At 70.5% G+C, this 24,164-nt stretch carries 15 protein-coding genes; 8 read left to right on the plus strand and 7 right to left on the minus strand.

Annotated features, from left to right (window positions below; translation table 11 throughout):
• Positions 1-38 precede the first annotated feature (38 nt).
• From F8M74_RS01560 to F8M74_RS01580, 5 genes are all read left to right on the plus strand, one after another.
• Positions 39-1,001 carry a FecR domain-containing protein gene (locus tag F8M74_RS01560; RefSeq protein WP_141252799.1) on the plus strand — a complete coding sequence of 321 codons (963 nt, stop codon included), beginning with the start codon at positions 39-41 and terminating at the stop codon, positions 999-1,001.
• 248 nt (positions 1,002-1,249) lie between these two features.
• Positions 1,250-2,911 (plus strand): hypothetical protein, encoded by a 1,662-nt coding sequence (locus tag F8M74_RS01565; protein WP_216619745.1) that lies wholly within the window; start codon positions 1,250-1,252, stop codon positions 2,909-2,911.
• Between the two features lie 36 nt (positions 2,912-2,947).
• On the plus strand, positions 2,948-4,849 hold the full coding sequence (locus tag F8M74_RS01570; RefSeq protein WP_141252798.1) for a hypothetical protein: 1,902 nt from the start codon (positions 2,948-2,950) through the stop codon (positions 4,847-4,849).
• Positions 4,846-8,442 (plus strand): flagellar motor protein, encoded by a 3,597-nt coding sequence (locus F8M74_RS01575; protein WP_141252797.1) that lies wholly within the window; start codon positions 4,846-4,848, stop codon positions 8,440-8,442. The genes F8M74_RS01570 and F8M74_RS01575 overlap by 4 nt, the downstream gene beginning before the upstream one ends.
• 9 nt (positions 8,443-8,451) lie before the next feature.
• Entirely contained in the window at positions 8,452-11,544 is a 3,093-nt protein-coding gene (locus F8M74_RS01580) for an MYXO-CTERM sorting domain-containing protein (protein ID WP_141252796.1), read from the plus strand.
• A gap of 8 nt (positions 11,545-11,552) precedes the next feature.
• On the opposite strand, the gene F8M74_RS01585 is transcribed toward F8M74_RS01580, so the two are convergent.
• Positions 11,553-12,941, minus strand: a complete 1,389-nt coding sequence (locus F8M74_RS01585; RefSeq protein WP_141252824.1) for a response regulator — start codon at positions 12,939-12,941, stop codon at positions 11,553-11,555.
• 12 nt (positions 12,942-12,953) lie between these two features.
• Here F8M74_RS01585 and F8M74_RS01590 point away from each other — a divergent pair, with 12 nt between their 5' ends.
• Together F8M74_RS01590 and F8M74_RS01595 are read left to right on the plus strand one after the other, a co-directional pair.
• Positions 12,954-13,340 carry a VOC family protein gene (locus F8M74_RS01590; RefSeq protein ID WP_141252795.1) on the plus strand — a complete coding sequence of 129 codons (387 nt, stop codon included), beginning with the start codon at positions 12,954-12,956 and terminating at the stop codon, positions 13,338-13,340.
• A gap of 65 nt (positions 13,341-13,405) precedes the next feature.
• Positions 13,406-14,689 carry a general secretion pathway protein GspE gene (locus tag F8M74_RS01595; RefSeq protein WP_141252794.1) on the plus strand — a complete coding sequence of 428 codons (1,284 nt, stop codon included), beginning with the start codon at positions 13,406-13,408 and terminating at the stop codon, positions 14,687-14,689.
• Between the two features lie 27 nt (positions 14,690-14,716).
• Here the strand turns inward: F8M74_RS01595 and F8M74_RS01600 are convergent, their stop codons facing one another.
• The 3 genes from F8M74_RS01600 to F8M74_RS01610 form a co-directional block, all read right to left on the minus strand.
• Positions 14,717-15,976 (minus strand): trans-acting enoyl reductase family protein, encoded by a 1,260-nt coding sequence (locus F8M74_RS01600; protein ID WP_141252793.1) that lies wholly within the window; start codon positions 15,974-15,976, stop codon positions 14,717-14,719.
• Between the two features lie 84 nt (positions 15,977-16,060).
• Positions 16,061-18,253, minus strand: a complete 2,193-nt coding sequence (locus F8M74_RS01605; RefSeq protein ID WP_141252792.1) for a PEGA domain-containing protein — start codon at positions 18,251-18,253, stop codon at positions 16,061-16,063.
• 68 nt (positions 18,254-18,321) lie between these two features.
• Positions 18,322-19,668, minus strand: coding sequence for a trypsin-like peptidase domain-containing protein (locus F8M74_RS01610; protein WP_141252791.1), 1,347 nt, complete (start codon positions 19,666-19,668; stop codon positions 18,322-18,324).
• 243 nt (positions 19,669-19,911) lie between these two features.
• On the opposite strand from F8M74_RS01610, the gene F8M74_RS01615 reads away from it, so the two are divergent.
• Entirely contained in the window at positions 19,912-20,907 is a 996-nt protein-coding gene (locus F8M74_RS01615; protein ID WP_141252790.1) for a response regulator, read from the plus strand.
• A gap of 43 nt (positions 20,908-20,950) precedes the next feature.
• Here F8M74_RS01615 and speB read toward each other — a convergent pair whose 3' ends face one another.
• From speB to F8M74_RS01630, 3 genes are read right to left on the minus strand one after another with little or no spacing between them, the layout of a single operon-like run.
• The gene (speB, locus tag F8M74_RS01620) at positions 20,951-21,988 is read right to left on the minus strand and encodes an agmatinase (protein ID WP_141252789.1); all 1,038 of its coding nucleotides are present in this window, start codon (positions 21,986-21,988) and stop codon (positions 20,951-20,953) included.
• A 43-nt stretch (positions 21,989-22,031) separates the two neighbouring features.
• Entirely contained in the window at positions 22,032-23,135 is a 1,104-nt protein-coding gene (locus F8M74_RS01625; protein ID WP_141252788.1) for an ankyrin repeat domain-containing protein, read from the minus strand.
• Between the two features lie 30 nt (positions 23,136-23,165).
• Positions 23,166-24,155, minus strand: a complete 990-nt coding sequence (locus F8M74_RS01630; RefSeq protein WP_141252787.1) for an NAD(P)H-quinone oxidoreductase — start codon at positions 24,153-24,155, stop codon at positions 23,166-23,168.
• Positions 24,156-24,164: the final 9 nt, after the last annotated feature.

Raw genomic sequence — 24,164 nt, forward strand, 5'->3', positions numbered from 1 at the left:
GCCCCTTGGGGGGCCTGTGATAGCTAACGAGGCTGCCCATGGCTGATTCCCGCCCATCGCGCCGTCAGGCGCCTTTCTTCATTGGCCTCGTGCTGATTCTCGCGGCGTTGCCAGTGGGGTGGTTCGTCTTCCTGCGCCCGCCACCTCCGCCGCCACTTCCTCCCGCCACGCTTCCCGTCGTCGAGGCGCCCGTGGCGCAGAAGCCGCTGGTGCTGGAGCTCACGCAGGTGTCCGGCAAGGTGGAGGTGCAGAACCCGGACGGCTCATGGCGCGAGGCCACGGTGGGCATGGCGCTGCGCCGGGATGAGCGCGTGCGCACCGATGACGGTTCGTACGCCATGCTGATTGGCGGCGAGGCGGTGGAAGTGCACATGGACCCGGGCACGGAGATTTCCGTGGACGAGCTGACCGAGTCGCTGTCCCGTATCCTTCTCTCGCGCGGTATGGCCACCGCCGTCGTGCGGCCGGGGCAGCGGCACACCTTCGAGGTGAAGGCGGCGAACGCGGACGCCAAGGCCACGTTGCAGCAGGCCGGTGCCTTCACCATGAGCAACAACGGCGACGGCACCGTGGCGGTGGGTACGCGTGAAGGCGAGGTGACGCTGCTCGGTCAGGGCAAGGTCGTCATCGTCCGCGCGGGACAGCAGGCCGTCGTCCGCCCGGGGCAGGCGCCGTCGGAGCCGTCGCCCATCCCCACCAGTCTCCTGCTCAAGGTGGACTGGCCCACCGAGCGCACCCGCCGCGAGCGTGAGCTTGTCGTGCGCGGGCAGACGTCACCGGGCAGCCGCGTGGAAGTGGACGGCGTCAGCGTCAAATCCGATGCGGAGGGAAACTTCCAGCGAAAGGTGGTTCTTCGCGAAGGCCGTAACACCGTCGATGTCCAGGCCTACGGCGTGGGGCGGATGCGACAGAAGGACAGCAAGGACGTCGTCGTCGACACCACGCCGCCGCCGCTCAAGACGGATACCGAGAACATCTGGAATCAGCCGCGCGACGACTGACACAGCAGCCGTGGGTGCGAGCGGGTGTTCGCCTTGACCCACGGCGAGTGGGCTCCCTACACTTCGGGGAGGAGTCATTCCTGTTCAAGGGCAATCCCGGGCGAAAGCCCAGGTGCGCAAAGCCGCGGGGCCTGAAGTCCGGCCGGCCGTGACCGCCGTGGGAAGTCAGCACCGGACAGGTTCCGGGCCCACTGCGCCTTGGGCGGGGCATGGGTCCTCATTTCGGAACCCCCGGGAGGTCCTATCCGATGCTGCGGACACTGGCCCTGAGTTGCTGCCTGTCTTCCCCGCTCGCCTTCGCCTCCACACCGGAGCTCCGCACCCTGACGGGCACCCTGCACGTGGTGGCCGGCGGCCCGGGTGACCAGACGGACCCGCACGTCAGCGGACCGCTGGTGGCCTATACGAACGAGTCCCGCGGCACGAGCGAGATTCGCTACCACGACCTGCGGACCTCCGCGGATGCGGCCATCCCCAATGGGGGCGCGTTCGACTTCGTGTCGGACATCTCGGACGGCACCATCGTCTTCACGCGCGTGAGTACTTCGAGCGCCATCTACACGTTCGACGTGGCCGTGGACGCGGCGCCGCGGGAGCTGGCACCGGAGGCGGGCAGCAGCCGGCGCTCCGCGGTGATTGGCGGCCGCACGGTGGCGTGGCAGGACTTCGGCTACACCGGCGTGACGTCGCAGCCGGAGATTGCCGTGTATGACCTGGACCAGGGCACGCTCACCCGGCTCACGGATGACACGTTTCAGGACCGTGCGCCCGCGGTATCGCCGGATGGCTCGACGGTGGTCTGGGCCAAGTGCGACGAGCAGGGCCTGCGTTGCGACATCTGGCAGGCGCGGCGAAGCGCCTACGGATTCAGCTCACAGGCGCTGACGGGCAGCGAGGGCGAGGAGTCGCAGCCGGACACCAACGGGGACATCGCCGTCTACGCCAGCACGCGGACCCTCGATGGCGTGACGGACCGGGACATCTACTGGAAGCCCCTGAACGGCGGCACGGAGCAGCGGCTGGCGCTGCCGGGCATGGACGCGAATCCCAGCATCAGCGGCTCACTGATTGCCTTCGAACGCAGGGACCCGGTGAAGAACGACTTCGACATCGTGCTCTACGACTTGAGCACCGAGACGCTCTACGCCATCACCGAGACGCCGGAGAACGAGAGCCTCACCGACCTGAGCGTGGATGCGGACGGCACGGTGCGCGTGGTGTGGACCGTCTCGGAGAACGGCGATTTCAACGTCCATGCCTTCACCTTCAAGTTGGATGATGAGCCCGGGTGCAAGCTCGCGGCGGTGGACACGCCGTCCCCCGAGGCGGTCTGCGCGCGGCCCGGTACCTGGCCGCTGCTCGCGGCGCTGGAGGTCGCGCGCACCAGTGGCCAGCCCAACGGCGTGGCGCTCGGGTTCGCGGGCACGGGTGAGGGCGTGTTGTGCGTGGACAACGGCTACAACGGCGAGGACTCCACCGCGGGCTGGGTGTGGATCAACGGCCGCGAGCTGGTGGGCCCGTCTCGGTTCAAGCAGGGTGTTCCGCTGGTGGCCACGCGCGCGCCGCTGGATGGGCACAACTCGCTGGCGGCGCTCATCTCCGGCAAGCCCGGCAGTGCCTTCCGGCTGCGCGTCTATGGTCCCCCCGCCGTGTGTCAGCCCGTGGCGGACACCTCCACGGGAGCCCGCGTCATTCCGGGGCATGCGCTGAAGCCGGTGTCATCTTCGTCCTCGGCGGTGTCGCCGGCGACCTTCGTGCCCGAGGGGCCGGTGCGCGACACAGGGCTTCGGGGCTGTAGCACGGGCGGCGGGCCGTTGACGCTTTCCGGGGTGATCCTGTTGCTGGCGTGCTGGCTGCGTCCGAGCGCGCGGATGCGGAAGGCGCTTCGGCACAGCCACCGCGCCCTGTAGACTGACGCGGCCCTGAACCGGTTTCTCCTCTTCGGATTGTTGCTGCTGTGTGCCCCGGCCTGGGCGGACACGCTCGAGATACTCGGGCCGTCGTCCGCCGTGGCGCCGGATGGATTCCCCGTGGCACTCGTCCGCAAGGATTCGGCGGGCCGTCCGGTTCCGATGGGGAAGCCTTCGGTGCAGGCAGACGGCGCGGAGCTGCGAGAGGACACCGCGGAGCCGCCGCTGCGCACGTTCGTCGTGACGCCGCGTCCGGGCGCGCGTGGCGTCGTGGTCCGCGCGAGCGTGGATGGACTGGCGGCCCAAGCGCGCTACGTGCTGGGGCCACCGGCCGCCGAGGTGCGGCTGGCGCTGGAGCCACCCGCACCCGTGAAGGGCAAGGACACGGAAGCGCGGCTCACCGTCCAGTTGGTCCGGCCGGATGGCACCGCGGATGACAGCGGCGCGCCTCCCGTGGTGCGGGTGAGCGTGGGCCGCGTGGAAGGGCTGGAGCGGACGGGGCCGGGCACGTATCGCGCGCGCTACGTCCTGCCGGACACGCGCTACCCCGAAGTGGCCATCCTGGTGGCCTTCTCCGCGTGGCCCAGTCCGCAGTCGGTGCACGGGGCTTACGGGCGCGTGCTCGTTCCGCTGGCCGCGTCCGTGAATCTGCCGGGAACGACGGAGCCCGACGCCGAGATTGCCATCGACATCGCGGGCCAGACGTTCGGGCCGGCGGTGGCCGGGCATGACGGCCGCTTCCGGGTGCCCATCATCGTGCCGCCCGGACATCGCATCGGGCAGGGGCGGGTGGTGGACAAGGTGGGCAACGTGCGGCGGATGCCCATCGACCTGAAGCTGCCGCCCACCGATGGCCTGGCCTGTGTGCTTCAGCCGCAGCGGCTCCCCTCGGACGGCGTGTCCCAGGCCCGGCTCGTTTGCGCGACGAGTGATGCCATGGGCCAGCCCGTGGACGATGCGCGTGTCACGACGCAGGTCCGCCACGGCACCTTGCGCGGCCCCACGCGCGCGCCGGGAGGGTTGCTGGAGTGGCGCTACACCGCGCCGCGGAAGTTGGTGAGCGACGAGCGCATCGAGGTTGCGTGGCCCCAGCGAGGACCTGGCTCGAGCGAGTCTCCGGCGCTGGAGCTGGTGCAGGGGCCCGTCGCGACGACCCGCCTCGAAGTGGGTGAAGCGCTGGTTCACCACGGGGCTCGCACGCGTGTGGAAGTGACGGCGCGGGATGCCTTCGACCGTCCCCGGCCAGGTGCGACGGTGGAGCTGCGCGCGCCGGTGGGGACCTTCGCTCCGGCGGATGAGCCGCGGCCGGGGACCTTTGTCAGCGCCTGGGCTCCGCCGGCCACGGGTGAAGTGACGGACGTGGACCTGCGTGCCCACGCGTGGGGGCCTTCGGGCAATGAGCCGGCGCGCATCACCGTGTGGCGGGCCGAGGGCGAGCTGTACGCGGGCGTGTCCGACCTGGCGGGTCTTCCGGTGCCGGGGCAGCCGCTGCGTGTGGATGGCCGCGAGGTGACGACGGGCACGGACGGCACGGTGCGCCTGGGGCCCGCGCGTCCGGGAACGCTGGAGATTTCGCACGGCGTGTGGACGGGCCTGACGCGGACGGTTCACGTGTTGGGCTCGGATGGGCCTGTGTTTCCGTTGGAGCGCCCGCTGGTGTCGTCCGCCGCGTCCCAACGCGTGCGACTGGCACCTGAGATTCCGGTGAACGTGCGGCTCATGGTGAGCGGGACTCGGGTGACGTACTGGGTGGAGGATGCGAACGGGCAGGTGCTGACGGGGCGCGAGGTGTTCGTCTCGCTGACGGGTGGTCAGCGAGACGAAGAGCGGGTGGAGGAGGGGCGCACCTCCTTCACCGTGCGAGCGCCGGGACCGGTGAGTGTGTCCGTCGCGGATATTGCCACGGGCGTCACGGCGTTGGCGGAGGTGCGTCCATGATGCGCATGCTGGCCTGCCTGTTCGCCGCCGCGATGCTGGTGCCGCTGAGCACCTGGGCGCAGGCGCTGTCGCAGGACACTCCGTCGCAGGCCTCCACCATCGCGGGCCGGGTGTGCCAGGACGTGGACGGCGATGGGCTGTGCGGCGCGGATGAGCCGGGCCTGCCCGACGTGCGGTTGGTGCTCACCACTGGCCGCGATGTCCGCACGGACGCGCGGGGCCGCTTCCACATCACCGGCGTCGATGCCCGCGTGCCGGATTCGGTGGGTGGGCTGCACCTGCGGCCAGGGCGTCAGCGGTTGAAGGTGGACACGCGCTCGTTGCCGGTCTCCAGCCGGGTCAGCCCGGAGGCGGCGACGGTCGAGGTTCCCTGGGGCGCCGTCGTCCTCCAGGACTTCGCCGTGCGCAGCGTCACGGTGGAAGCCGCGCCCGTGCGGCTCTCCTTTACCAATGCGCCGCCCATGGCGGAGGTCGCGCCAGGGCAGGGCGTCGTGCGCTTCCGTGTCGCAGGACAGGCGTCCGCGGGCGACGCCGTCACCGTGTCGGGTGTGGCAGCCCAGGTGGACGCGAAGGGCGCATGGCAGGCGCAGGTGCCGCTCGTCGCGGGAGAGAACCCACTGTCCATTACCGCCACGGGGGCCCAGGGCACGGTGCGCCTGTACCGCCAGCGCGTGGACGTGGTGCCGCGTGACGGCGGTTGGTTGGTGGCCCCCAGGCCGATGCTGCCCATCGCCACGTTCCAGTTGCCCGCGGGCCGTGACGCGCCCGCAGCCAGTGGCGCCTCCCGCGTGCAGGTCGACGCGCCCGTGGGGACGCGCGTCCGCACGCCCGAGGGCGAAGTCGTGGTGGGGCCCGAAGGCCGTGTGGATGTCCTGGTGGTGCTGTCCCCGGGGCGCAACCAGGTGCCCGTGCGGCTGTCGTTGCCGGATGCTCCGCCTCGTGACGAGACGCTGGAGATTGCCGCCGCGGTACGTCCCTTCGCGGTGGGCCTGCTGGACCTGGAGGCCACCTATGCGCCGCGAAATGGTGACGTGCAGTTGCGGGGACGAGGCTCTGCTCACGCGGAGCTCCGGCTGGGCGCGGTGGACCTGGTGGGCGAGTTGGACTTGCGCGACACGGATGGCCGCACGCTGAACGGTGCGAGCCTGCCGGACTGGCTCCGCCCGCGCATGCCGGAGCGCTTCGACCGCGCCGCCGACCCGGACCTCGCGCCCGCGGAGTGGGGTGACGACTCGGTGTCACTGACGCCCAATGCCTCGGAGGCACGTCTTCGGTTTGAGGCGCGCCACGCGGAGCACGGCCGCGCGGGCCTGGGCACCTACCGCGCGCAGCTTCACGACCGTGAAGTGGGCCGTTATCACCGTCCGCTTTTCGGCCCCTACGCGGAGGTTCATGCCGGCGAGGAGGCGGCGCGCGTGGGCGTGAAGGCGTTTGGCGGGAGCCTGACGGACCCGGTGCGGCAGGTGTCCGCGGTGCCCGCGCACGAGGAGCTGCGCGCCACGGGCGGAAGCCTTTACTACCTGGGCGCGGCATCGGTGGCGGAGGGCTCTGAGTTGGTGCGCGTGGAGTTGCGGGATGGCGTCACCGGCCTGCCGCTGGGCGAGCGGCACCTCATTCGCGGCATCGACTACGACATCGACTACTTCGCCGGCCGCATCCTCCTGGCGCGTCCGCTCTCCTTCCTCGCGGGCGAAGCCTGGCTGCGGACCAGCGCGCCCACGGAGTCACCAGAGCCGGTGCTGGTGGTGGACTACGCCGCGCTGCGCATCGCGGACGCGGGCGACACGGCGGGCGGTGAGGTGTGGGGCGAGTGGCGCGGCTCGCGGCTGGGACTGGGCGCGGTACGCGAGGGCCGGGAGGGACGGCCGTACACACTCTACACGGGACGCGCGAGCACGGCGCTCGGTGGTTACCGCATGGCGGCGGAAGTAGCGTCCAGCCGTGGTACCGCCGTGGATGCTTCGTTCTTCGGCGTCTCGGATGACGGTGGTCTCAGCTTCATCCGCCCCCGACCGGACATAGGCACCGGCGCGGAGGCCGTGAGTCTCCAGCTCTCAGGCCCCGGGCTTCACGGCGAGGGCACGGTGGACGCGGCGTTCCGCCTGCGCGGGCGGGGCTTCTCCGATGGCGCACACACCGAGGCGGCGCGCTTCCGGCAGTCGTCACTCCGTGTGAGCCAGCCGCTGGGCCGGCTCCGGTTGACGTTGCTGGCGGACGAGCGGCGCTCGGCCGATCCGCGTGAGCCGTTCGTGGACAGCCCGTTCTCCGCTCGCGTCCTGGCCGCGGGTGTTGGTTGGGAAGAGGCACGGTGGGGCGTGCGTGCGGAGGTCCGTGACTCGCGGTTGAACGCGGCGCGGGTGGCGGGCGTGGGGCCCACGCTCTTCGGTGGTCGCACCTCCGCGGGCGTGGCGGGCTCGCTGCGGGTGTTCGAGCGTCTTCAGCTTCGCGCAGCGCACCGTCAGGCCCTGGCCCTGCATGGCGAAGGGCCCGGACGCTTCGACGACACCTTCACGTCCGCGGGCGTGGATGTCGAGGTGGACCGGACCACGCGCGCTGGGGTGTTCGGAGGCTGGGGACCGGAGCTGGGCCCCCGGGCGTGGGCCAACGTCGAGTCGCGGCGGGGGCAGGACGTGTTCTACGGCGGTTACTCCGTCGACGTGGACGGCCCTGACTTCGGCGCGGGACGGACGCTGACGGGCGCCCGCACGGAGCTGCCGGAGAGTGGCACCGCGCTCTTCGTGGAGGATGTGGGTTCGCACGACGCGACGGCCGTGCGGCTGGCTCGCGCCGTGGGCTTCCAGCAGCAGGTGACGGGCGGTTTCAGCGTGGGCGCGCGCTACGAGCGCGGCGTGCGCAGCCTGTTGGACGTGGACAGCCCGCTGCGGCGCGAGGCGGGCGGTGTCTTCGGGCAGTTCGTCCTGGCGCGTTTGCGGCTGGACGGGCGTGTGGAGCTTCGCCGGGAGGAGGGCACGCCGGAGCGAGGCGCGGCCACCGCGGTGGACCGTCTGCAAGCGGTGGTGACACTGGCCGCGCAGGCGCAGTTGCTGGAGGACGTGACGGCCTCCGGGCGGGTGGACTTCGCGCGCACCGTCAACGCGGACGTACTGGAGACGCGGCTGGTGGAAGGCTACGCCGCGGTGGCGTGGCGGCCGGGGCCCTGGCTGGTGGTGGCGCGTTACGGCATCACCCGCGAGCTGTTGCCCGGCGTCCGGTCCGCCTTTGGCGACCGGGCTTTGCAGACCCTCTCCCTCTTGCCGGCGGTGCGCCTGGGCGACCGGCTCTCCGTGGCGGCGGGCCTGCATGCGGGGCACACCCGGGCGGAGGACTCGGGGCGTTGGGTGTGGACGGGCACCATCCGTCCCGCGGTGCGAATCGTGGGCGGTCTGGAGCTGGGGGCAGAGCTGGCACGGCGAACGGCGTCTCCCGAAGGCGAGCGGCTGACCGCGCTCCGTGCGGAAGTCGCCTATCGGGTCGATGAACGGCTGCGCTTGGCCACCGGGTACACACTTCTGGGCTTCAGCGGCTTGGGTTTGTCCCCCGACTCGTCGGACAATCAGGACCGGCTCTACCTGCGAGCCGAAGTGGCCTACTAGGAGCAAGCCGTGCGTCCCCTCGTCATCATCAGCCTCTGCCTGGGTGTGGCCACCGCGGCACGCGCCGAATGGGACGTGACGGAGGTGCCGGGCATCGCCCGCACGGTGGACGTCTTCGCTCCGGGCAGCTACTCGGTGAGCACCTCGACGCAGACGGAGCTGTACGAGAACGGCGTCCAGTCCGTTGTCTTCCTGCACAGCGACGTCTTCGGCACGTTCCTGTCTCCGATGGGCTGCTTCGCCGTCGTCGTGCGCCCGGGTGACGTCATCAGTCACCAGAACTGCCGTGCGGCTGGAAACATCATCCCCCCGGACCCGGTCAACACCGTGGTGGGCATCCGGCGGGCGAAGCACACCCCGTCTGGTACGGGCTATGCCTCGGTGGGTCTCTCCGACGGTGGGCTCTCACTGCTGACGGCGTCAGCGGGGCTCGCAGGCCCCACGCCCTGGACGCAGCTGAGTGCCGGTGCGGGCCTCCTGTCCTCCACGGACGTGCTGGGCGTGGTGGAGACATCGGATGGCGCGCCCCATGCGCTCTTCAGTGTCACCGGTGTCACCCGGACGGAGTTCCTCTGGTACACGCGGGACAGGCGCCAGGCGCAGATGGTCGTGCCGCCGGTGCTGACCAGCCAGTCCCCGCGCACGGTGGACCTCTTCGCCGGAAGTGGGCCGCATCCCATCGCGTTGTTCGGCAACTCAGACGGCCTGTTCCGCGGACAGCTGGACCCGGCCGGGACGACCTTCTCCACCGTGATGTTGCCCGACAGCATGCCTGTCAGCATCACCTCAGTGGACGTGAACACGGGCAACGGCAGCGTCCATGGCGAGGGCTTCGGCCTCGCGGTGGGCGTGGGCACCAACGGGGAGCCTGTGGTGCTGGGGGCCGTGCCCGCGAGCAGCGCGGACAACGCGGGGACTCAGTGGCGGTTCCACCCGGCCTTCGAGGGCTCGGCGCTTCCGGGCGCTTCGCAGGCGACGCCGCTCGAGGTGTCGTGCATCGGCTCCTCGTTCTGCCTGTTCATCCTGGACCAGCCGGGCTTCAACGTCGTGACGTACTTCAACGCCCACGCTCCCGTGCTGGACGTGGGGCCCTCGCCCATCGTGGTGAACGAAACGGGGACGGCGACGGCCCGGTTCTCCGCCACCGACGCCGACTTCGATGCGGTGCGCGTGTCGGTGGATGCATCGTCAGCGCCGGGCGCCGACCTGGTTGGCGTCAACATCGTCGAGCACCCCGACCAGCTCGACGTGACGCTCGTTTCGCAGCGGCCCGTCTGCAAGGACGAAGAGGGGCTCCTGCGGGTCTACGCCTCGGACGGGCTCGCGTCCCACGACGTGCAGGCCACGGTGGCCTACCGGGTGGTGAACACCGAAGGGCCCGCGCAGCCCACGGTGTTGCCCTCACGGGAGTCGACCACCGCGTCGGGAGCGTCGCGGGTGTTCACCGCGCAGCCGGCGAGCGAGGCCTGTCCGGCGGTGCGCTACGTCTGGTCTCCCGTCTCAGGACAGTCGGGCGCACCGCTGCTCTCCACCGATGGCGGCGCCCAGGCGACCTTCACGCCGCCGGAGGTGCTGTGCCAGGAGTCGGGTACCAGCTACGCGTACGAGGTCCGTGGCGTGGATGAAGGCGGCCTGACGTCCAGCTCCGCCGCCACCTTCACCGTGGACGTCGCGCCCTGGGGCCGGCCGCTGGTGCCCTTCGCCTCGGGCTGGGAGCGGACGCTCACGTCGGGCCCAGGGGCCAGCGTGGACGTGGTCCCCGATGCGCTGCACACCTGCGAGGGGACGTCCGGATTGCCGACCGTGGACACGGAGTGGCGGCTGAGCGCTTCCGGTTCGGGCATTCCCGACGGTGTTACTGTGAGGACCGCGGACGGAACGGCCGTCACGTTGCACTCGCCGGTGTCGAGCGAGCGCCTGCGCGTCGAGGCCGCGGAGTGCGCGCACGGGACGCTGGCCCTCACCGCCAGGAATCGCATTCCCGTCACCGGCGGTGGCACGCAGGACAGCGCTGACGCCGAGCTCCGCGTTCGGGTGGAACCTTCCCTGGAGGACGTGGCCACGGGCAGCCTGGAGCTGGGCGTGGTGCCGTCGGGCGAAGGGCACGTGGACATCGCCCTGGACACGTCGCTGAACTGCGTGGACGCGCGCACGCTGAAGGCGCGGATGTTCCTGGAGACACTGGGCGGCGAGGCACTGGATTCGGCGGTGGTGCCGGTACCCGGGACGTGGCGCCCCGCGCTCCCGCGCTCCTGCACCGTCGAGTCCTACCGCGTGCGCGGCGAGCTCTTCGACGACAGTGAGGGGCCGGTGCGAGAGGGCGGCCGTGCCCAGGCGGAGATTCCCAACCAGCCCCTGCCGGCGCGGCTGGGAGCGCTCGAAGCCGGGGCGCTGGTGGCACGCTGTGGCGAAGGCGCGAGCGCCACGCTGACGCAGACGATTCCGGCCAATGCCTGCGGCGACGTAGCCATCTCCTGGTCCCAGGTGGCGGGGCCCGCGCTGTCAGAGGTTTCCCTGGCGGGTCCGAGCGTCATGGTGAGCACGCAAGAGACAGGGCTGGAGGCGCTGGTGGGCCAGGCCATCACCCTGCGCGTCCTCGCCGACGCGGGCGGCAGCAACACCGCGACCACGGATTACGTGCTGCCGATTACCTCCGAGCGCTTCGTGGACGTGCGCCACGCGATGGAGTCGCCCACGGCGTCGGAGAAGGGGCTGGTGGGCGTGGTGGTGGAGCTGCGCAACACCTCCGAGTGCGAGGTCGGCGGCCTCCACTACCTGGAGAATGTGGACGGGCTGGAGTGGGTGCCCGGCAGCGTGAAGCTGGACGGCGTCGCGGTGGAGGCGCAGGCGGTGGACGGTGGCTTCCGTGTGGAGGACATCCGGCTGCCCGCGCAGGGCACGCAGACGCTGACGTACGTGGGCCGCTCGCCGCTGCTGTCCACGCCGCGGCTTGGCGGGGAGATGACCCTCAACGGCGTGCCCGTTTCGGGAGATGCCTCGGTGCCGCCTCCGACGTCGGGATGCGGCTGCTCCGGAGGTGGTTCGGGCGCGGCCGTCTTCGGGCTGGCGGCGCTGGCGCGGGTGCTGCGCCGCCGGAAGTAGGGCGGCGGTTACAGCCCGAAGCTGATGCGGTGACGGCGGCTCGGCGTGTCGGGCCGGTCCTCCAGTACACCGAGGAGCTCCAGTCCCCGCAGCGTGGCCAGCGTCTGCCGCTCCGGCAGGTCGGTGAGGGCGAGCAGGTCCTCCACCGTCTTGCTGCCGTCCGCATACGCCAGCACCAGGGCCTGGGCCCCTTCGAGCTTCAGCTCGTGCAGGCCGTAGGGCGCATCGGCGGTGGGGAACAGCCGGCGCGAGCGCGGCATGTGCCGACGCAGCGTCACCAGCGTCTCCGTCTTCGCCACGCCCTCCAGCACCAGGTCACCGGGGAAGACGGACAGCTTCACCAGGTCCGTGCGGCGGGGGCGCATGGCACTGAAGCCGTAGCCGCCTTCCTTCCACGTGAAGGTGGACCAGATGATCTCCTTCACCTGCTCCACCAGCAGCTGCTCTCGTTGGGCTGCGTCCATCAGGCCCATTCGCAGCATGGCCTCGCCGGTGCGCAGGCCGTGCTCCTTCGCGAACGCGGTGACCTCGGCGAGCCGGACCTCGGGCAGCACGCCCTGGCGGATGCAGAAGCGGCCGAAGCGCTCGGCGGCGAGGTTGGACGCGGCGTACACGACGCGGCCGGACTCGAAGTAGACGACCTTGAGCACCTGGCCCTGCTGAAGCTTCAGCTCGCCGTGGTGGCGGGCCTCGTAATAGGCGTTGAGCAGCCGCGCGACGGTGGCGTCCCCCAGGACGCCGCCCAGGGACCAGTCGGGCAGCGCGCGCTTGGGCGGCGGCGGAGTCGAAGGCGCGGTGCTTTCGCTCCAGACCTGCTCGCGCCTGCCGAAGGGCAGGGGGAGGGCGTGCTCCGCGTCCGCGGGCTCTGGCAACGGGTCCGTACTGGGGACGACCTGCAGGGGCTCGGCGGCGTCGCCGGGCTCAGGGGGGAACTCTTCCAGCACGATGAGGTCCTCGGCATCGAGCAGCTCGTCCAGCAGCACGCTCTCCGCGATGGGCGGGGGAGCGCGGGGGGGAGGTGCGACGCCACCGGCCTGCTCCAGGGCCTCCATGACGGTGATGAGCTCGAACGGCTTCTCGAAGAAGGTCCGGGCGCCGTGGACCTGCACGGCCTCCTGGGCGAAACGGTCCCCTTTGTACACACCGCTGACGGCGATGGCGGGGATGCCATGGGCACGCAGCGCGGCCAGCACCTCGCTGCCCCGGATGTCCGGGAGCAGCAGGTCCACCAGGGCCGCGTCCCAGTGTTGTCCGGGGCCGAGCGACTCCAGCGCGGCCTCGCCGGTGGCCGCGGCCTTCGCGTCGTGTCCCCGGCTTTGCGCCAGGGCGACGATGAGGGAGGCCAGCTCGTGGTTGTCTTCGACGATGAGCAGTCGCGCCATGGGCGCGCAGACCATAGCATCCGCGTCATGGACGTTCAGGGCTTCCACCACGTGGCCATCCAGGCGCGTGACATCGAGTGTGTCACGGGCTTCTACAGAGACCTGCTGGGCTTTCCGGAGTTGGCCCGCCATCTCCGCCCGGATGGCTCCCTGCGGAGCATCTGGGTGGGCGTGCCCGGGGGCGGCTTCCTGGCCATCGAGGCGGCGGGCGGCGAGCCAGTCGCCACGCCGTTCCGCCACGAGGCGCCGGGCCTCCTGCTGCTGGCGTTCCGGATTCCGAAGGCCGCACGGGCGGGCGTGGTCGACACCTTCACCCGCGCGGGTGTGCCGCTGGAGCACGAGACGCGGTGGTCGGTGTACGTCCGGGACCCCGAAGGCAACCGCGTGGCGCTCAGTCATCACCCGGAGGACTAGACGCACCGTCCCACGGGTGCGGGTGTGCTTGCGGAGCGGGACGGGGCACGGCTACAAGCGGCCCCATGCGCCTGGGTGAGCAGCTCCTGAAGGATGGTCTCGTTACCGCCGAGGGACTCGAAGAAGCGCTCGAGGCCCAGGTGGTGCATGGCGGGCGGCTGGGAACGAACCTGGTGGAGCTGGGCCTGCTGTCGGAGGTGGACCTGGCGAAGGCGCTGGGGAAGGTCCACAACAGCGCGTTCGCGTCCGGGGAGATGGTTCCGGACCCCAAGGCGATGGAGCTGGTCTCCTCGAACCATGCGGACGACAAGGAGTACCTGCCCATGCGGGTGGACGCGACGCGGCTGAGCATCGCCGTCGTGAACCCGCACGACTTCACGACGTTGGACGCGATTGCCTTCAAGACGGGCAAGCGCGTGGTGCCGGTGGTCATCCCCGAGTTCCGGATGAACCAGCTGCTGCGCCGTTACTGCAAGGCGTTCCGGCCGCTGCGCGCCATCGACATGAACGCGGTGCGGCCTCGTCCCTCGGCGGGCTCGCAGGCCGAGCTGGCCAAGGCCGCGGAGACGCCGCCAGATTTGATGAGCGAGGAGGAGTTCCAGTCCGTCTACGCCTCCGCCCTGCGCGGTGGCGCCGACTACGACGGGGACATGGGCGAGGAGGAAATCATCACCGGCGTGGAGGTGCTGGAGGCCGCGCCCGTGCCTCCGCCCGCGACTGTCCGGCCGCAGGTGCCCGTGGCTCCGCCGCCGCCACCTCAGGCCATCGTCGTCCCACCGCAGATGGTTCAGCCCCCGGCGCCCGAGCTGGGCGGCATGCCACCGCCTGTGCAGGTGCCGCGCGCACCGGAGCCGCCGCCGACGCCGCTGACCTTCGCGGAAGCGCAGGCGGAGCTGGCGCGCAGCTCGGACCGCGAGGACGTGGCGCACACGGTGCTGCGCTTCGCGCTGGGCAAGTGGAAGCGGAACCTGCTGCTGTCGGTGCAGGGCAGCCTCGTGACGGGCTGGCACGGCATGGGGGCGGGGGTTCGCGACGCGGTGGTGCGCCGCATCGGCGTGCCGCTGCGGGAGCAGAGCACCTTCCGGCTCGTGCGGGACACGCGCTCGCACTACATCGGGCCCGTCCGCCGTGATGCGGCCATGGGCGTGTTCTACAAGCTGCTGGGGGACGGGTTCCCGAAGACGGCCGTCATCCTCCCGCTGCTGGTGCGCGGCAAGGTCGTGCACTTGCTCTACGTGGACAACGGCCCGGACCAGCTCACTCCGCCCGACGTGGGCGAGCTGCTCATCCTCTCGCAGAGCGTGGGCCGCTCGTACGAGGCGATGATGCGGCGCCGCAAGAGCGCGTAGGACGTCGCGCGCTCGCGGCGGAATGGCTCAGGTGGACAGCTCCTCCACCTGGAACGTCATGCCCGCGCGGCGCAGCCGCTCCACCAGTCGCATGCCCATGGCGGAGGCCGGCGTGAGCACGCCGCCCGTCGTCGGATTGTCGTCGAAGGCGAGGCACAGCGCGGACTCGGCGAGCATCCGTGAGGTGGCCGCGTAGCCCGGGTCTCCCTGCGCCGCCACCTTGCCCTTCAGCCGCACCTGCTTGCCCGTGCGGGGTGAGGTGCCTTCGCCGCGAAGCTGCGCGACGAAGAAGCCTTTCTCCCGGGCCTCCGGAGACGGGCCTTCACCCGGCGCGGGCAGGACCTTCTTCTCCAGCCGCGTGCGCAGGGGCTTCACCTGCATCGCGGCGACAAGGCCTCCCAGGCCCGCGGTGACGCCCGTGGCGCGCAGCAGGCCCTTGGGCCCGGCGCCGTAGCTGGCGACCTCCGCGTACCGGAAGTTCTCTCCCCACGGGTGACCGAGCAGCGCGTTGCTGCGCCGGACGACACGCGTGTTTACGGTCGCCATGAAGAACGGGCCGGTCCACTGGCCCAGCTCCTGGCTGTAGTGGACGCCCAGCTCGTCCTTGGACTCGGGCCGCCAGCGGCCTGGGACGGGGTCCAGCGCATGCGGGTGGGCCATGATTCGCCGCACCGAACGGTCCGTCGAAGCTTCCTCCAGGACCTGCACCATGCTGGCCGCCGTGCCGCCACTGGCTCCGCCACGCATGGGGCCCATGTAGAGGCGAACGGCGTCCAGGTGGCCGCCGTGGCGCTCCCGCATGTGCTCCTGCATCATCCACACGCCCAGGTCCGACGGAATCGAGTCGAAGCCACAGGTGTGGACGATGCGTGCGCCGCTCTGCCGCGCCTGCTCGTGGTGGGCGTCAATCATCCGCCGCATCCACTGCACTTCACCCGTCAGGTCGCAGTAGCTGACGCCGGCCCGAACGCACGCTGCGACGAGCTCGCTGCCGTAACGTGCGTAGGGGCCCACCGTGGTGCAGACCACGCGGGTGCGAGGGACCAGGGCATCGAGCGACGCGGCGTCGCGTGCATCCGCGACGAGCAGCGGTAGCTCCGCGAAGGAGGGCGCAATCGCCGCCAGCCCCTGCCGAACCTTCTCCAGCTTGCCGAGGTCGCGTCCCGCCAGGGCCCACCGTGCGCGGTGGCTGTCCTGGGTCCTGGCGAGATATTCGGCGACCAGGCGCCCGGTGAAGCCGGTGGCGCCCCAGGCGATGATGTCGAACTCCGTGGCGGAGGTGTTCATGGGCGCGCGAGTCTGGTCGCGCCCCGAAGGCACCGCAACCGCGGCGTGAAACGAGTGTTCACGTCGCGGAAATTGCCACGCCGGTTACTCCTCTTCGGGCTTCTCGAAGTTGACGTCGAAGGTGACGCGCTGGCCCGGCTCCACCTTGAACGTCTTCTGCCACCGGGAGCTGTTCACGATGACCAGGAGCTGGTGCGTGCCTTCGTACAGGTCCAGTTCCTCGATGGGCGCGGCACCGATGAGCCGGCCATCCACCGTGACGATGGCGCCCTCCGGGGCGCGTACGTTCGCGAATCCTTTGTTGAGGAAGATCTGCTGCGAGGAACGGCCACCCGCCGGCACGGTGATGACCCGTGTCGTCTGGATGCCGAGCACCGGGTTGCTGAGCGTCAGCACGTGACGGCCCGCGGGCACGGCCGCGGAGACCGGCGTGCGGCCCAGGTACTGGCCAGGAATCGAGACCTCCACGCGCGGGTCCACGGTGACGTCCAGCGTGCCCATGGGAATGCCGGCGTCCACCGGGCCCGCATCCCGCGTCACGCCGGCGTCGACGGGCAGGGCGTCGGTGACGCCCGCGTCCTCGAGCTCGGACTCGATGTTGGAGGGCAGCCGGCTGAGCACGACGGCCCCCGCGCCCACCGTGAGCGCCAGACCGACGCCCACGAAGGCCATCCAGGTGCGTGACGGCTTCTGCGCGGCGGGAGGCGTCGTGGGGGCCGCGTGTGCGCCCGTGCCCATCGGACCGGTGGGCACAGCGGCTCCTGCTGAGGCCCCCGTGCCCGTGGCGCCGGGATGAGCCTGAGTGCCCGCGCCGGACTGATGCTGTGCGCCCGCGCTGGCCTGAGTCTGTGCACCTGAATGAGCCTGCGCGCCCGCGCCGGCCGGAGCCTGTGCGCCAGCCTGCGCCTGACCACCGGCTCCGGAGTGGGTCTGTGCGCCTGCGCTGGTCTGCGACGCGCCACCCGCACCCGCTTGAGCCTGTGCCCCAGCCTGCGCCTGGCCACCTGCACCAGCCTGAGTCTGTGCGCCCGTGCCAGCTTGCGCGTGGGCACCCGCGGACCCAGAGCCGGTGCCTGCACCTGATGCCGTCTGCGCGCTGCCACCAGCGGCAGAGCCACTGCCTGCCTGCACACCCGCACCAGACTGCCCCGTGCTGCCCGCAGCCGATTCCGCCTGCGCGTTGCCACCGGCCGACGAGCCACTTCCAGCCTGCGCACCCGAACCATCGGACGAGCCCGACGCATGCAACTGTCCCGGCAACTCCGGCCACTTCGCGGGCATCAAGCCCGGGGGCAGGGCGCCGCGTGCGAGGAACTCCGCCACGGCGGGCGGAGAGATGCCAGCCTTCTGCATCACCTCGGCGATGCCCGCTTCAATCACCCGCCGCCGCGTCGCGCGAGCCTCGCTCTCGGGCGGAAAGTACTTCGACAGGAACTCCGAGAACTCCGCATGAGTGGGCAGCGAGCCGACGGCCTCGACCACTGCCTCGCGGAACGCGAGCGCCGTCGGATACCGCTCCTTGGCCCGTTTCGCCGTCGCCCGGCGCAGCACCGCGTCCAACTTCAGCGGCACGTCCTGCGCCATGGGCGGCAGCGAGCGCGTGAGCACGGCCTTGTCCGGGTCCGCCGCATCCTTGAAGGGAATCTTCCCGGAGAGGCACTCGTGCAGCACGAGTCCCAGGAGGAACACGTCCGACTGGACGTTGACCGCCTCGCGTCCACCGAGGAGCTGCTCGGGCGCGCTGTACAAACGCCGGTTCTTCACGCGCTTGCCACCGCGCTCACGCGGAGCCACGCCGAGCGCGCCATACCCCGTCACCTTCGTCAGACCGCCGAAGGAGATCATCAGCGTCTCGGGCCGGACGTCACCGTGCACGAAGGGCGTGCCGTCGTCGTTACCAGCGACGTGCGCGTAGTGCAGACCCACGGCGGCATCCGCCACGACGAGCGCCGCGAAGTGCGGCGGCAGGCGGGGGTGGGCCTCCAGCAGGCGACGCAGGGGCTCGCCGTCGGCGAACTCGGTGACACGGGCCAGTCCGCCATCCTGCTCGGCCAGGGCGTGGACACGGAGGATGTGCGGATGCTCGAAGACGAGCGCGCGAGCCGTCTCGCGACGCAGGGTCGCCGTCAGCTCGGGGTTCTGCACGACATCTTGCGGTGCCCAGATGAGCACCACGGGACGGGGAGACGCGCCGTCCTCCAGGGCGAGTCCGAGGAAGGCACGTGAGCCTTCCCCGGCCAGCAGGGGACCAAGGGATTGGTAACGGACGGAACTCATGACACCGCATGTTAGTGCGAGTCACGCGGGTCCTGAAATACGGGGAGCCCGTCGCCCTTTCCCGACAGCTACAGCCGGTAACCTGCTTCCTGCTCGAAGGGCAGCGTCACGTGGTAGCCGTAGCGCCCACGCCGGACGAGCAACAACACGCTACGTCCCCGTCGCGCGGTGAGCAGGGCCTCCCGGAAGGCGTCGTTCGTCGTCACGGGCTGGTTGTTCACACGGAGGATGATGTCTCCGGGCTCCAGCCCGATGTCCGCCGCCGCCGAGCCTTGACGCACGCCGGACACGGCCAGGCCACCGCGAATCTCCTTCACGCGGAGTCCCAGCCGCTCCCACGCCAGTCCCTCGACCATGCGAGCGGGGAACTCCACCGGCGTCACCTGGACGGTGCGCAGGCCGCCTTCGCGGAAGAGCACCACCGGGAAGGCGGAGCGGGCGGGGTAGCCGCGCACGCGGGTGTCGAAGTCCTCGGCGTCCTGGATGCGCGAGCCGCCCAGCTCCGCCACCACGTCCCCGCGCTTCACGCCAGCCTCTGCGGCCGGACTCCCAGCCTCCACCGCCGTCACCAGCGCGCCATAGGCCCGGTCCCACCCGAGCTGCCGGGCGACGCGGACAGGCAGGTCGGCCGTATCGATGCCCACCCACGCCGGGCGCACCTTCCCGAAGCGGGTCAGCTCGTCGACGATGCGGCGCACCTTGTCGGCCGGAATCGCGAAGCCGATGCCCTGCGCGCCGCCGCCGAAGATGGCGGTGTTGATTCCGATGATTTCCCCATCCACGTTGAGCAGCGGGCCGCCCGAGTTGCCCGGGTTGATGGCGGCGTCCGTCTGCACGAAGTCGTTGTAGACGCGGTTGTCGGCGCGGAAGGTGCGGCCCACCGCGGAGACGACGCCCGCGGTGACTGTCTTGCTGAGGCCGAACGGGCTGCCAATGGCGACCACCGTCTCGCCAATCATCAGGTCGGAGCTGGTGCCCAGCTTCGCGATGGGGAGGGCCTCCTTGGCATTGACCTTGAGCACCGCCAGGTCATTCGCCGCGTCGCTGCCGATGACCTCCGCGTCGAACGAGCGGCCATCCGCCAGGATGACGTGGATGGCGGACGCGCCCCGGATGACGTGGTCATTGGTGACGATGATGCCGCTGGCGTCGATGATGGCGCCGCTGCCCAGGCCGGAGATTCTCTGACGCTCCGGCTCCGCGCCCATGCCACCGAAGAACTCCTCCAGGGGAGAACGGCGTCCACGGAAGCGCGACTCCACCTCCTGCTCGGTGCCGATGTAGACGACGGCGGGGGAGACCTTCTGCACGACCTCGACGATGGCGTCACGCCGCCGCGCCATGTCCGCGTTCGCCGTGCCCGAGGTCAGCAGGGCCACCACCAGCAGGCTCCACCTCATGACTGCGTGCTTCATTCCAACCCTCCGTGCACCGCCAGGGATTGTCGGGCGAAGGACATTCTGACTGTTGGGAAGGCCGCAGCCTACCCGGGCCCCCTGGATGCGGTGTCTCGCTCTTCATAAACCACTCCGGTCATCCATGAACGGATGCATCTCTGGGATGCACGTCCTCTCGGGGTGCCAGTACACCGTGGGAGTGGATTGTTATCCTGGCGGCGCGCAAGCAGTCGCGGCGTGCCGAGGCGAGGGAGTGGGAGCATGAGTCTCGTCCTGGTCGCGGACGATGAGCCAGCGGTGTTGGAGGTTCTCAGTCAAGTCGTGGAGGACCTGGGCCACGACGTCTTGAGAGCACGGGATGGCGAGGAGGCGCTCGGCCTGGCGCGTGCCCGGCATCCTCAACTGGTGGTGACGGACCACATGATGCCGCGGCTGAGCGGCGTGGAGCTCTGCCGCCGGATGAAGCAGGAGGCACAGCTCAAGGACGTGCCCGTCATCCTCCTCAGCGCGGTGCTACCCCAGGGCGCGCCGGAGGCGTTCGCCTTCCTCCACAAGCCCTTTGAAATCACCGACTTCGAATCGGTCATCCACAAATCGCTGGCCGCCTCGCCGGAGCCCCGGATGGCACGCGCGGCGTCCCCCTTGGGCGCACTGGGGCAGTGGGTGGCGCAGACGCTCCAGGGCCCGCTCGAAACGGCCCGCGAGCAGCTTCGCCGGCTGGAATGCACGCCCTCCGTGGACCGCGTGGCGCTGGACACGCTGGCCGCGCAGCTCCAGTCCATGGAAGCCGTGGGCCGTCACCTGCGCGAGCTGGCGTGGCTGTCCTCGGGCGAGGCGACGCTGAAGCGAATCGACACGGACGTGGGCCAGTACCTGCGCGACGCGGTGGCGGCCCATGGCGCACACGTCACGTTGGATGCACCCGAGGAGCCAGTCCACGCGCAGGTGGACCCGCCGCGCATCCGGCAGGTGTTCGACGTGCTGCTGGCGAACGCGGTCCGGCAGGGGGACGCGGAGGTGGCGCTCGAGGTCTCTCGGACGCAGCTCACGGTGCGCGTGAAGGATGTGGGGCCGGGGCTGGCCGCGGAGGCGCTGGCCCACCTCTTCACGCCCTTCCAGACGGATGCGAAGGGCGTCTGCGGACCGGAGCTGTACGTGGCCTCGGAGCTGGTGCGCCTGCAAGGGGGCGCGCTGTCCGTCCAGTCACGACCCGGCGAGGGCTCCACGTTCAGCCTGATGCTGCCGCGGAGCTCCTGACGCGCGATGGCATCCCTTCAGGGGCGCTTCGTGTGACGAGACGTCAGGCCTGCTGCGACTTCAGCATCCAGCCAATCATCTTGTACAGAAGCCGGGCGCCGACGTTTCCGTCCCACTCGCCGCCCTCGGGGTCGGGGGCCACCTCGGTGAGGTCGAAGCCCACGATGGTACGCCCGGAGCGGACCACGCCGGCGATGAGGGCCACGGCCTCGGCGAAGGACAGTCCGCCGGGCACCGGGGTGCCCGTGTGGGGGCAGAGCACGGGGTCCAGCCCGTCGATGTCGAAGGACAGGTAGACCTGCTTCGGGAGCAGGGCGACCATCTCATCCACCTGCCGGTTCCAGGGCACGCCGTCGAAGCGCTTGTTCTGGAGCGTTGCGTCGAAGAAGCCGTGCACGCGGCCGTTGGAGTCCGCGATGTACTGGTGCTCCTCCGCGCTCATGTCGCGCAGGCCCACCTGGACCAGCGTCTTCACGCCGGGGATGCGTTCCGCGACGTTGTACATGATGGACGCGTGGGACCAGGTGAAGCCCTCGTAGGCCACGCGCAGGTCGGCGTGCGCGTCCAGGTGCAGCACGCCCATGCCAGGGTACTTCTCCGCGTGCGCGCGGATGATGCCGTAGGAGATGGAGTGGTCACCGCCCACCGCGGCGACGCGCTTGCCCTGGTCCAACCAGTGCTTGGTGGTGCGGTAGACGTGCTCGTTCATCTGGTCGCAGAGAACATTCACGTCCTGCGCGGCCTGAATCAGCGCGGCCTCGCCGGAGTGGATGCCACCGGCCTCGATGACGACCTGGGCGCGCTCCTTGGCGCGGGTGTTCCAGTCGCGCAGCTCCTGGGGCTCGGGGAGCATGGCGATGCCACGCTCGTAGGGACGACCCGTCTCCACGTCGAAGAGGTCGACCTGCCGGCTGGCTTCCAGGACGGCGGCCGGCCCCTCGGACGTGCCACCGCCGTAACTGGTGGTGGCCTCAAAGGGAACGGGGATGAGGACGACGTGCGCCTCTTCCGGGGAGTGGGGGAGGCCGAACACGCCGGAGTCCGGCTGGGCGGCGGCGCTGGGGTCGAAGTGGGTAGCCATGGCGGCGCAGGATAAAGGCCCGGTGTCGGGGCGCAATGGTCTGTTACTTCTCGATGCGTTCCTTGACGTCGAAACGCCCGGCCAGCACCTGATGTTTCTCAATCACCAGCCGGTCCGCCGTCAGCACGCCCCGGACGTCCAGGCTGTAGTCGTTGTAGTAGGCGTCCACGACAGAGGCCTTGAGGTTCCCTCCGATGATGACGGGGCCCTCGGTCTGGAGGGTGTCGCATTCGAAGTCGCCGCCCACGAAGAGCTGGCACCCCTGGACGTTGGACGCCTTGCCCTTCACCGTCAGGTTCCCCGTCACCAGGAGCGACAGCACCTTCAGGGGGCCTTCCACCACCAGGTCGCCGTGGTGGACGAAGGGGTTCTTGGACACCTTCTTGAGCGTCTTGCTCGCGGGGGCCCGCGTGGAGACCTGCCGGATGAGGTCGATGGTGGCGAAGACGAGCGGGGCGTTCGTGTTGCCCTGCTCTGAGATGCCCGCGTAGAGCTGGTCGATGGTGACCGAGTACTCCTCGACGAAGACGCTCTCCATGAACGCGCGGAGCTGCTCCCACGTCTTGGGGTTGACCCCCGCGGGCGCATCCCCTGACAGATATTGGGTGACGCGCTCCTCGGAGAGCTCCTTCACCTTCTTGGGCGGAGGGCCTCGCTGGTCCTTGGTCTTTTTCAGGAGCTCCACGAGGAGGGGGCCCACGTTCTTGCTGTGCCGCGAGGCTCGGGCGGCGGAGAGCACCGACTTTCCCCCCTCCGTCTTCAGCCGAGGGGCGATGCCCTGCTCGATGAAGAACCGCACGACGCGGTCAGCGCCGAACTCCGCGGCCCGGTGAATCGGGAACTCGTAGTTCGAACCCGCCCGGATGTCGGCGCCGTACTCCATGAGCAACTGGATGATTTCGACGTTGTTCTGGGGGACGGCGATCATCATCGGCGAGTGCCCGTTGATGGTCTTGAAGTCCAGGCTGACGCCGCTGGCGAGCAGTGCCCGGATTTGAGTCACCACCTCGGCGTTCTTGCGCTCCGCCTTGGCCAGGCTCTGCCGGTACTCGGCCTCTGGCATTTCGACCCGGTGGTAGGTCTGGATGTAGTGGAGGTCGTCGATCTGCCGGATGAGCTCTTCGAGTTCTCGCTGCTGCTCCGTCATCGAATCCGTTCCTTCAGTGCGCGATGCGGCTCACGCCCACCGCACCACCAGCTTGCCCACCGAATCATTGCTCGCCATGCGCTCCAGCGCCTGCTGGATGTCCGCGCGCGGCACCACCGCGTCTACCACGGGCCGCAGCGCCCCCGAGCGGAACAGCGGCAACAGATGCCGTTCCGCGCTCTGCGCCAGCGCGATCTTCTCTTCCAGCGGACGGCTGCGCAGCACGGTGCCGGTGACACGCAGCCGCTTTGTCAGCACCGTGCCCAGGTTCACCTCGGTGGCCGCGCCCGCCACCAGCCCCACCAGGATCAGCCGCCCCCGGGGCGCCAGGGCGTTCAGCGTCTCCGGCACGTAGCTGCCGCCCACCAGGTCCAGGCACAGGTCCGCGCCCCGGCCGCCTGTCTCCTCGCGCACCGCGTCCGCGAAGCGCGGCGGCTTGGTGTCACACAGCACCGTGCGAGCCACGCCCCAGTCGGCCGCGCGGGCCAGCTTCGCCGCGTTGCGGCCCGTGCCCACCACGCGCGCGCCCATGGCCTGGCAGATGAGCGCCGCCGCCGAGCCCACGCCACTGGCCACCGCGTGGACGAGCACCGTCTCGCCGGGCTTGAGCTCGCCCTGGAGCACCAGCGCATCGAACGCGGTGAGGTACGCCTCTGGGATGGCCGCCGCGTCGGCGAAGTCCATGCCGTCGGGGATGGGCATCGCCTCTCGCTCGTGAGTGACGAGCAGCTCCGACCACGCGCCCCCGCCCACCAGTCCCATGACGCGGTCGCCGGGCTGGAAGCGCCGTGCGCGCGGGCCCACGGCCACCACCTCGCCCGCGTACTCCAGGCCTGGAATGTCCGGTGGCACGTCCGGCGGGGCGGGGTAGTGACCACGAAGCTGCAGAAGGTCCGCTCGGTTGAGCGCGGACGCCCGCACCCGGACCAGAACCTCCTCGGGGCCTGGGACGGGCTCGGGGCGTTCTTCCTCGGCGAGGACCTCGGGGCCTCCCGGACGGGTGATGCGAAGGACCTTCATGGCAGGCGC

Source organism: Myxococcus sp. CA023 (assembly GCF_010998615.1).
In the GTDB taxonomy this organism is placed as follows: domain Bacteria; phylum Myxococcota; class Myxococcia; order Myxococcales; family Myxococcaceae; genus Myxococcus.

Bases quoted from the DNA above. Each gene is read 5' to 3' on its own strand.
- F8M74_RS01560 (WP_141252799.1), top strand. From the start codon at position 39: ATGGCTGATTCCCGCCCATCGCGCCGTCAGGCGCCTTTCTTCATTGGC.
- F8M74_RS01595 (WP_141252794.1), top strand. From the start codon at position 13,406: ATGCGCCTGGGTGAGCAGCTCCTGAAGGATGGTCTCGTTACCGCCGAG.
- F8M74_RS01600 (WP_141252793.1), bottom strand. From the start codon at position 15,976: ATGAACACCTCCGCCACGGAGTTCGACATCATCGCCTGGGGCGCCACC.
- F8M74_RS01585 (WP_141252824.1), bottom strand. From the start codon at position 12,941: ATGGTCTGCGCGCCCATGGCGCGACTGCTCATCGTCGAAGACAACCAC.
- F8M74_RS01610 (WP_141252791.1), bottom strand. From the start codon at position 19,668: ATGAAGCACGCAGTCATGAGGTGGAGCCTGCTGGTGGTGGCCCTGCTG.
- F8M74_RS01590 (WP_141252795.1), top strand. From the start codon at position 12,954: ATGGACGTTCAGGGCTTCCACCACGTGGCCATCCAGGCGCGTGACATC.
- F8M74_RS01605 (WP_141252792.1), bottom strand. From the start codon at position 18,253: ATGAGTTCCGTCCGTTACCAATCCCTTGGTCCCCTGCTGGCCGGGGAA.
- F8M74_RS01565 (WP_216619745.1), top strand. From the start codon at position 1,250: ATGCTGCGGACACTGGCCCTGAGTTGCTGCCTGTCTTCCCCGCTCGCC.
- speB (WP_141252789.1), bottom strand. From the start codon at position 21,988: ATGGCTACCCACTTCGACCCCAGCGCCGCCGCCCAGCCGGACTCCGGC.
- F8M74_RS01575 (WP_141252797.1), top strand. From the start codon at position 4,846: ATGATGCGCATGCTGGCCTGCCTGTTCGCCGCCGCGATGCTGGTGCCG.
- F8M74_RS01625 (WP_141252788.1), bottom strand. From the start codon at position 23,135: ATGACGGAGCAGCAGCGAGAACTCGAAGAGCTCATCCGGCAGATCGAC.
- F8M74_RS01615 (WP_141252790.1), top strand. From the start codon at position 19,912: ATGAGTCTCGTCCTGGTCGCGGACGATGAGCCAGCGGTGTTGGAGGTT.
- F8M74_RS01630 (WP_141252787.1), bottom strand. From the start codon at position 24,155: ATGAAGGTCCTTCGCATCACCCGTCCGGGAGGCCCCGAGGTCCTCGCC.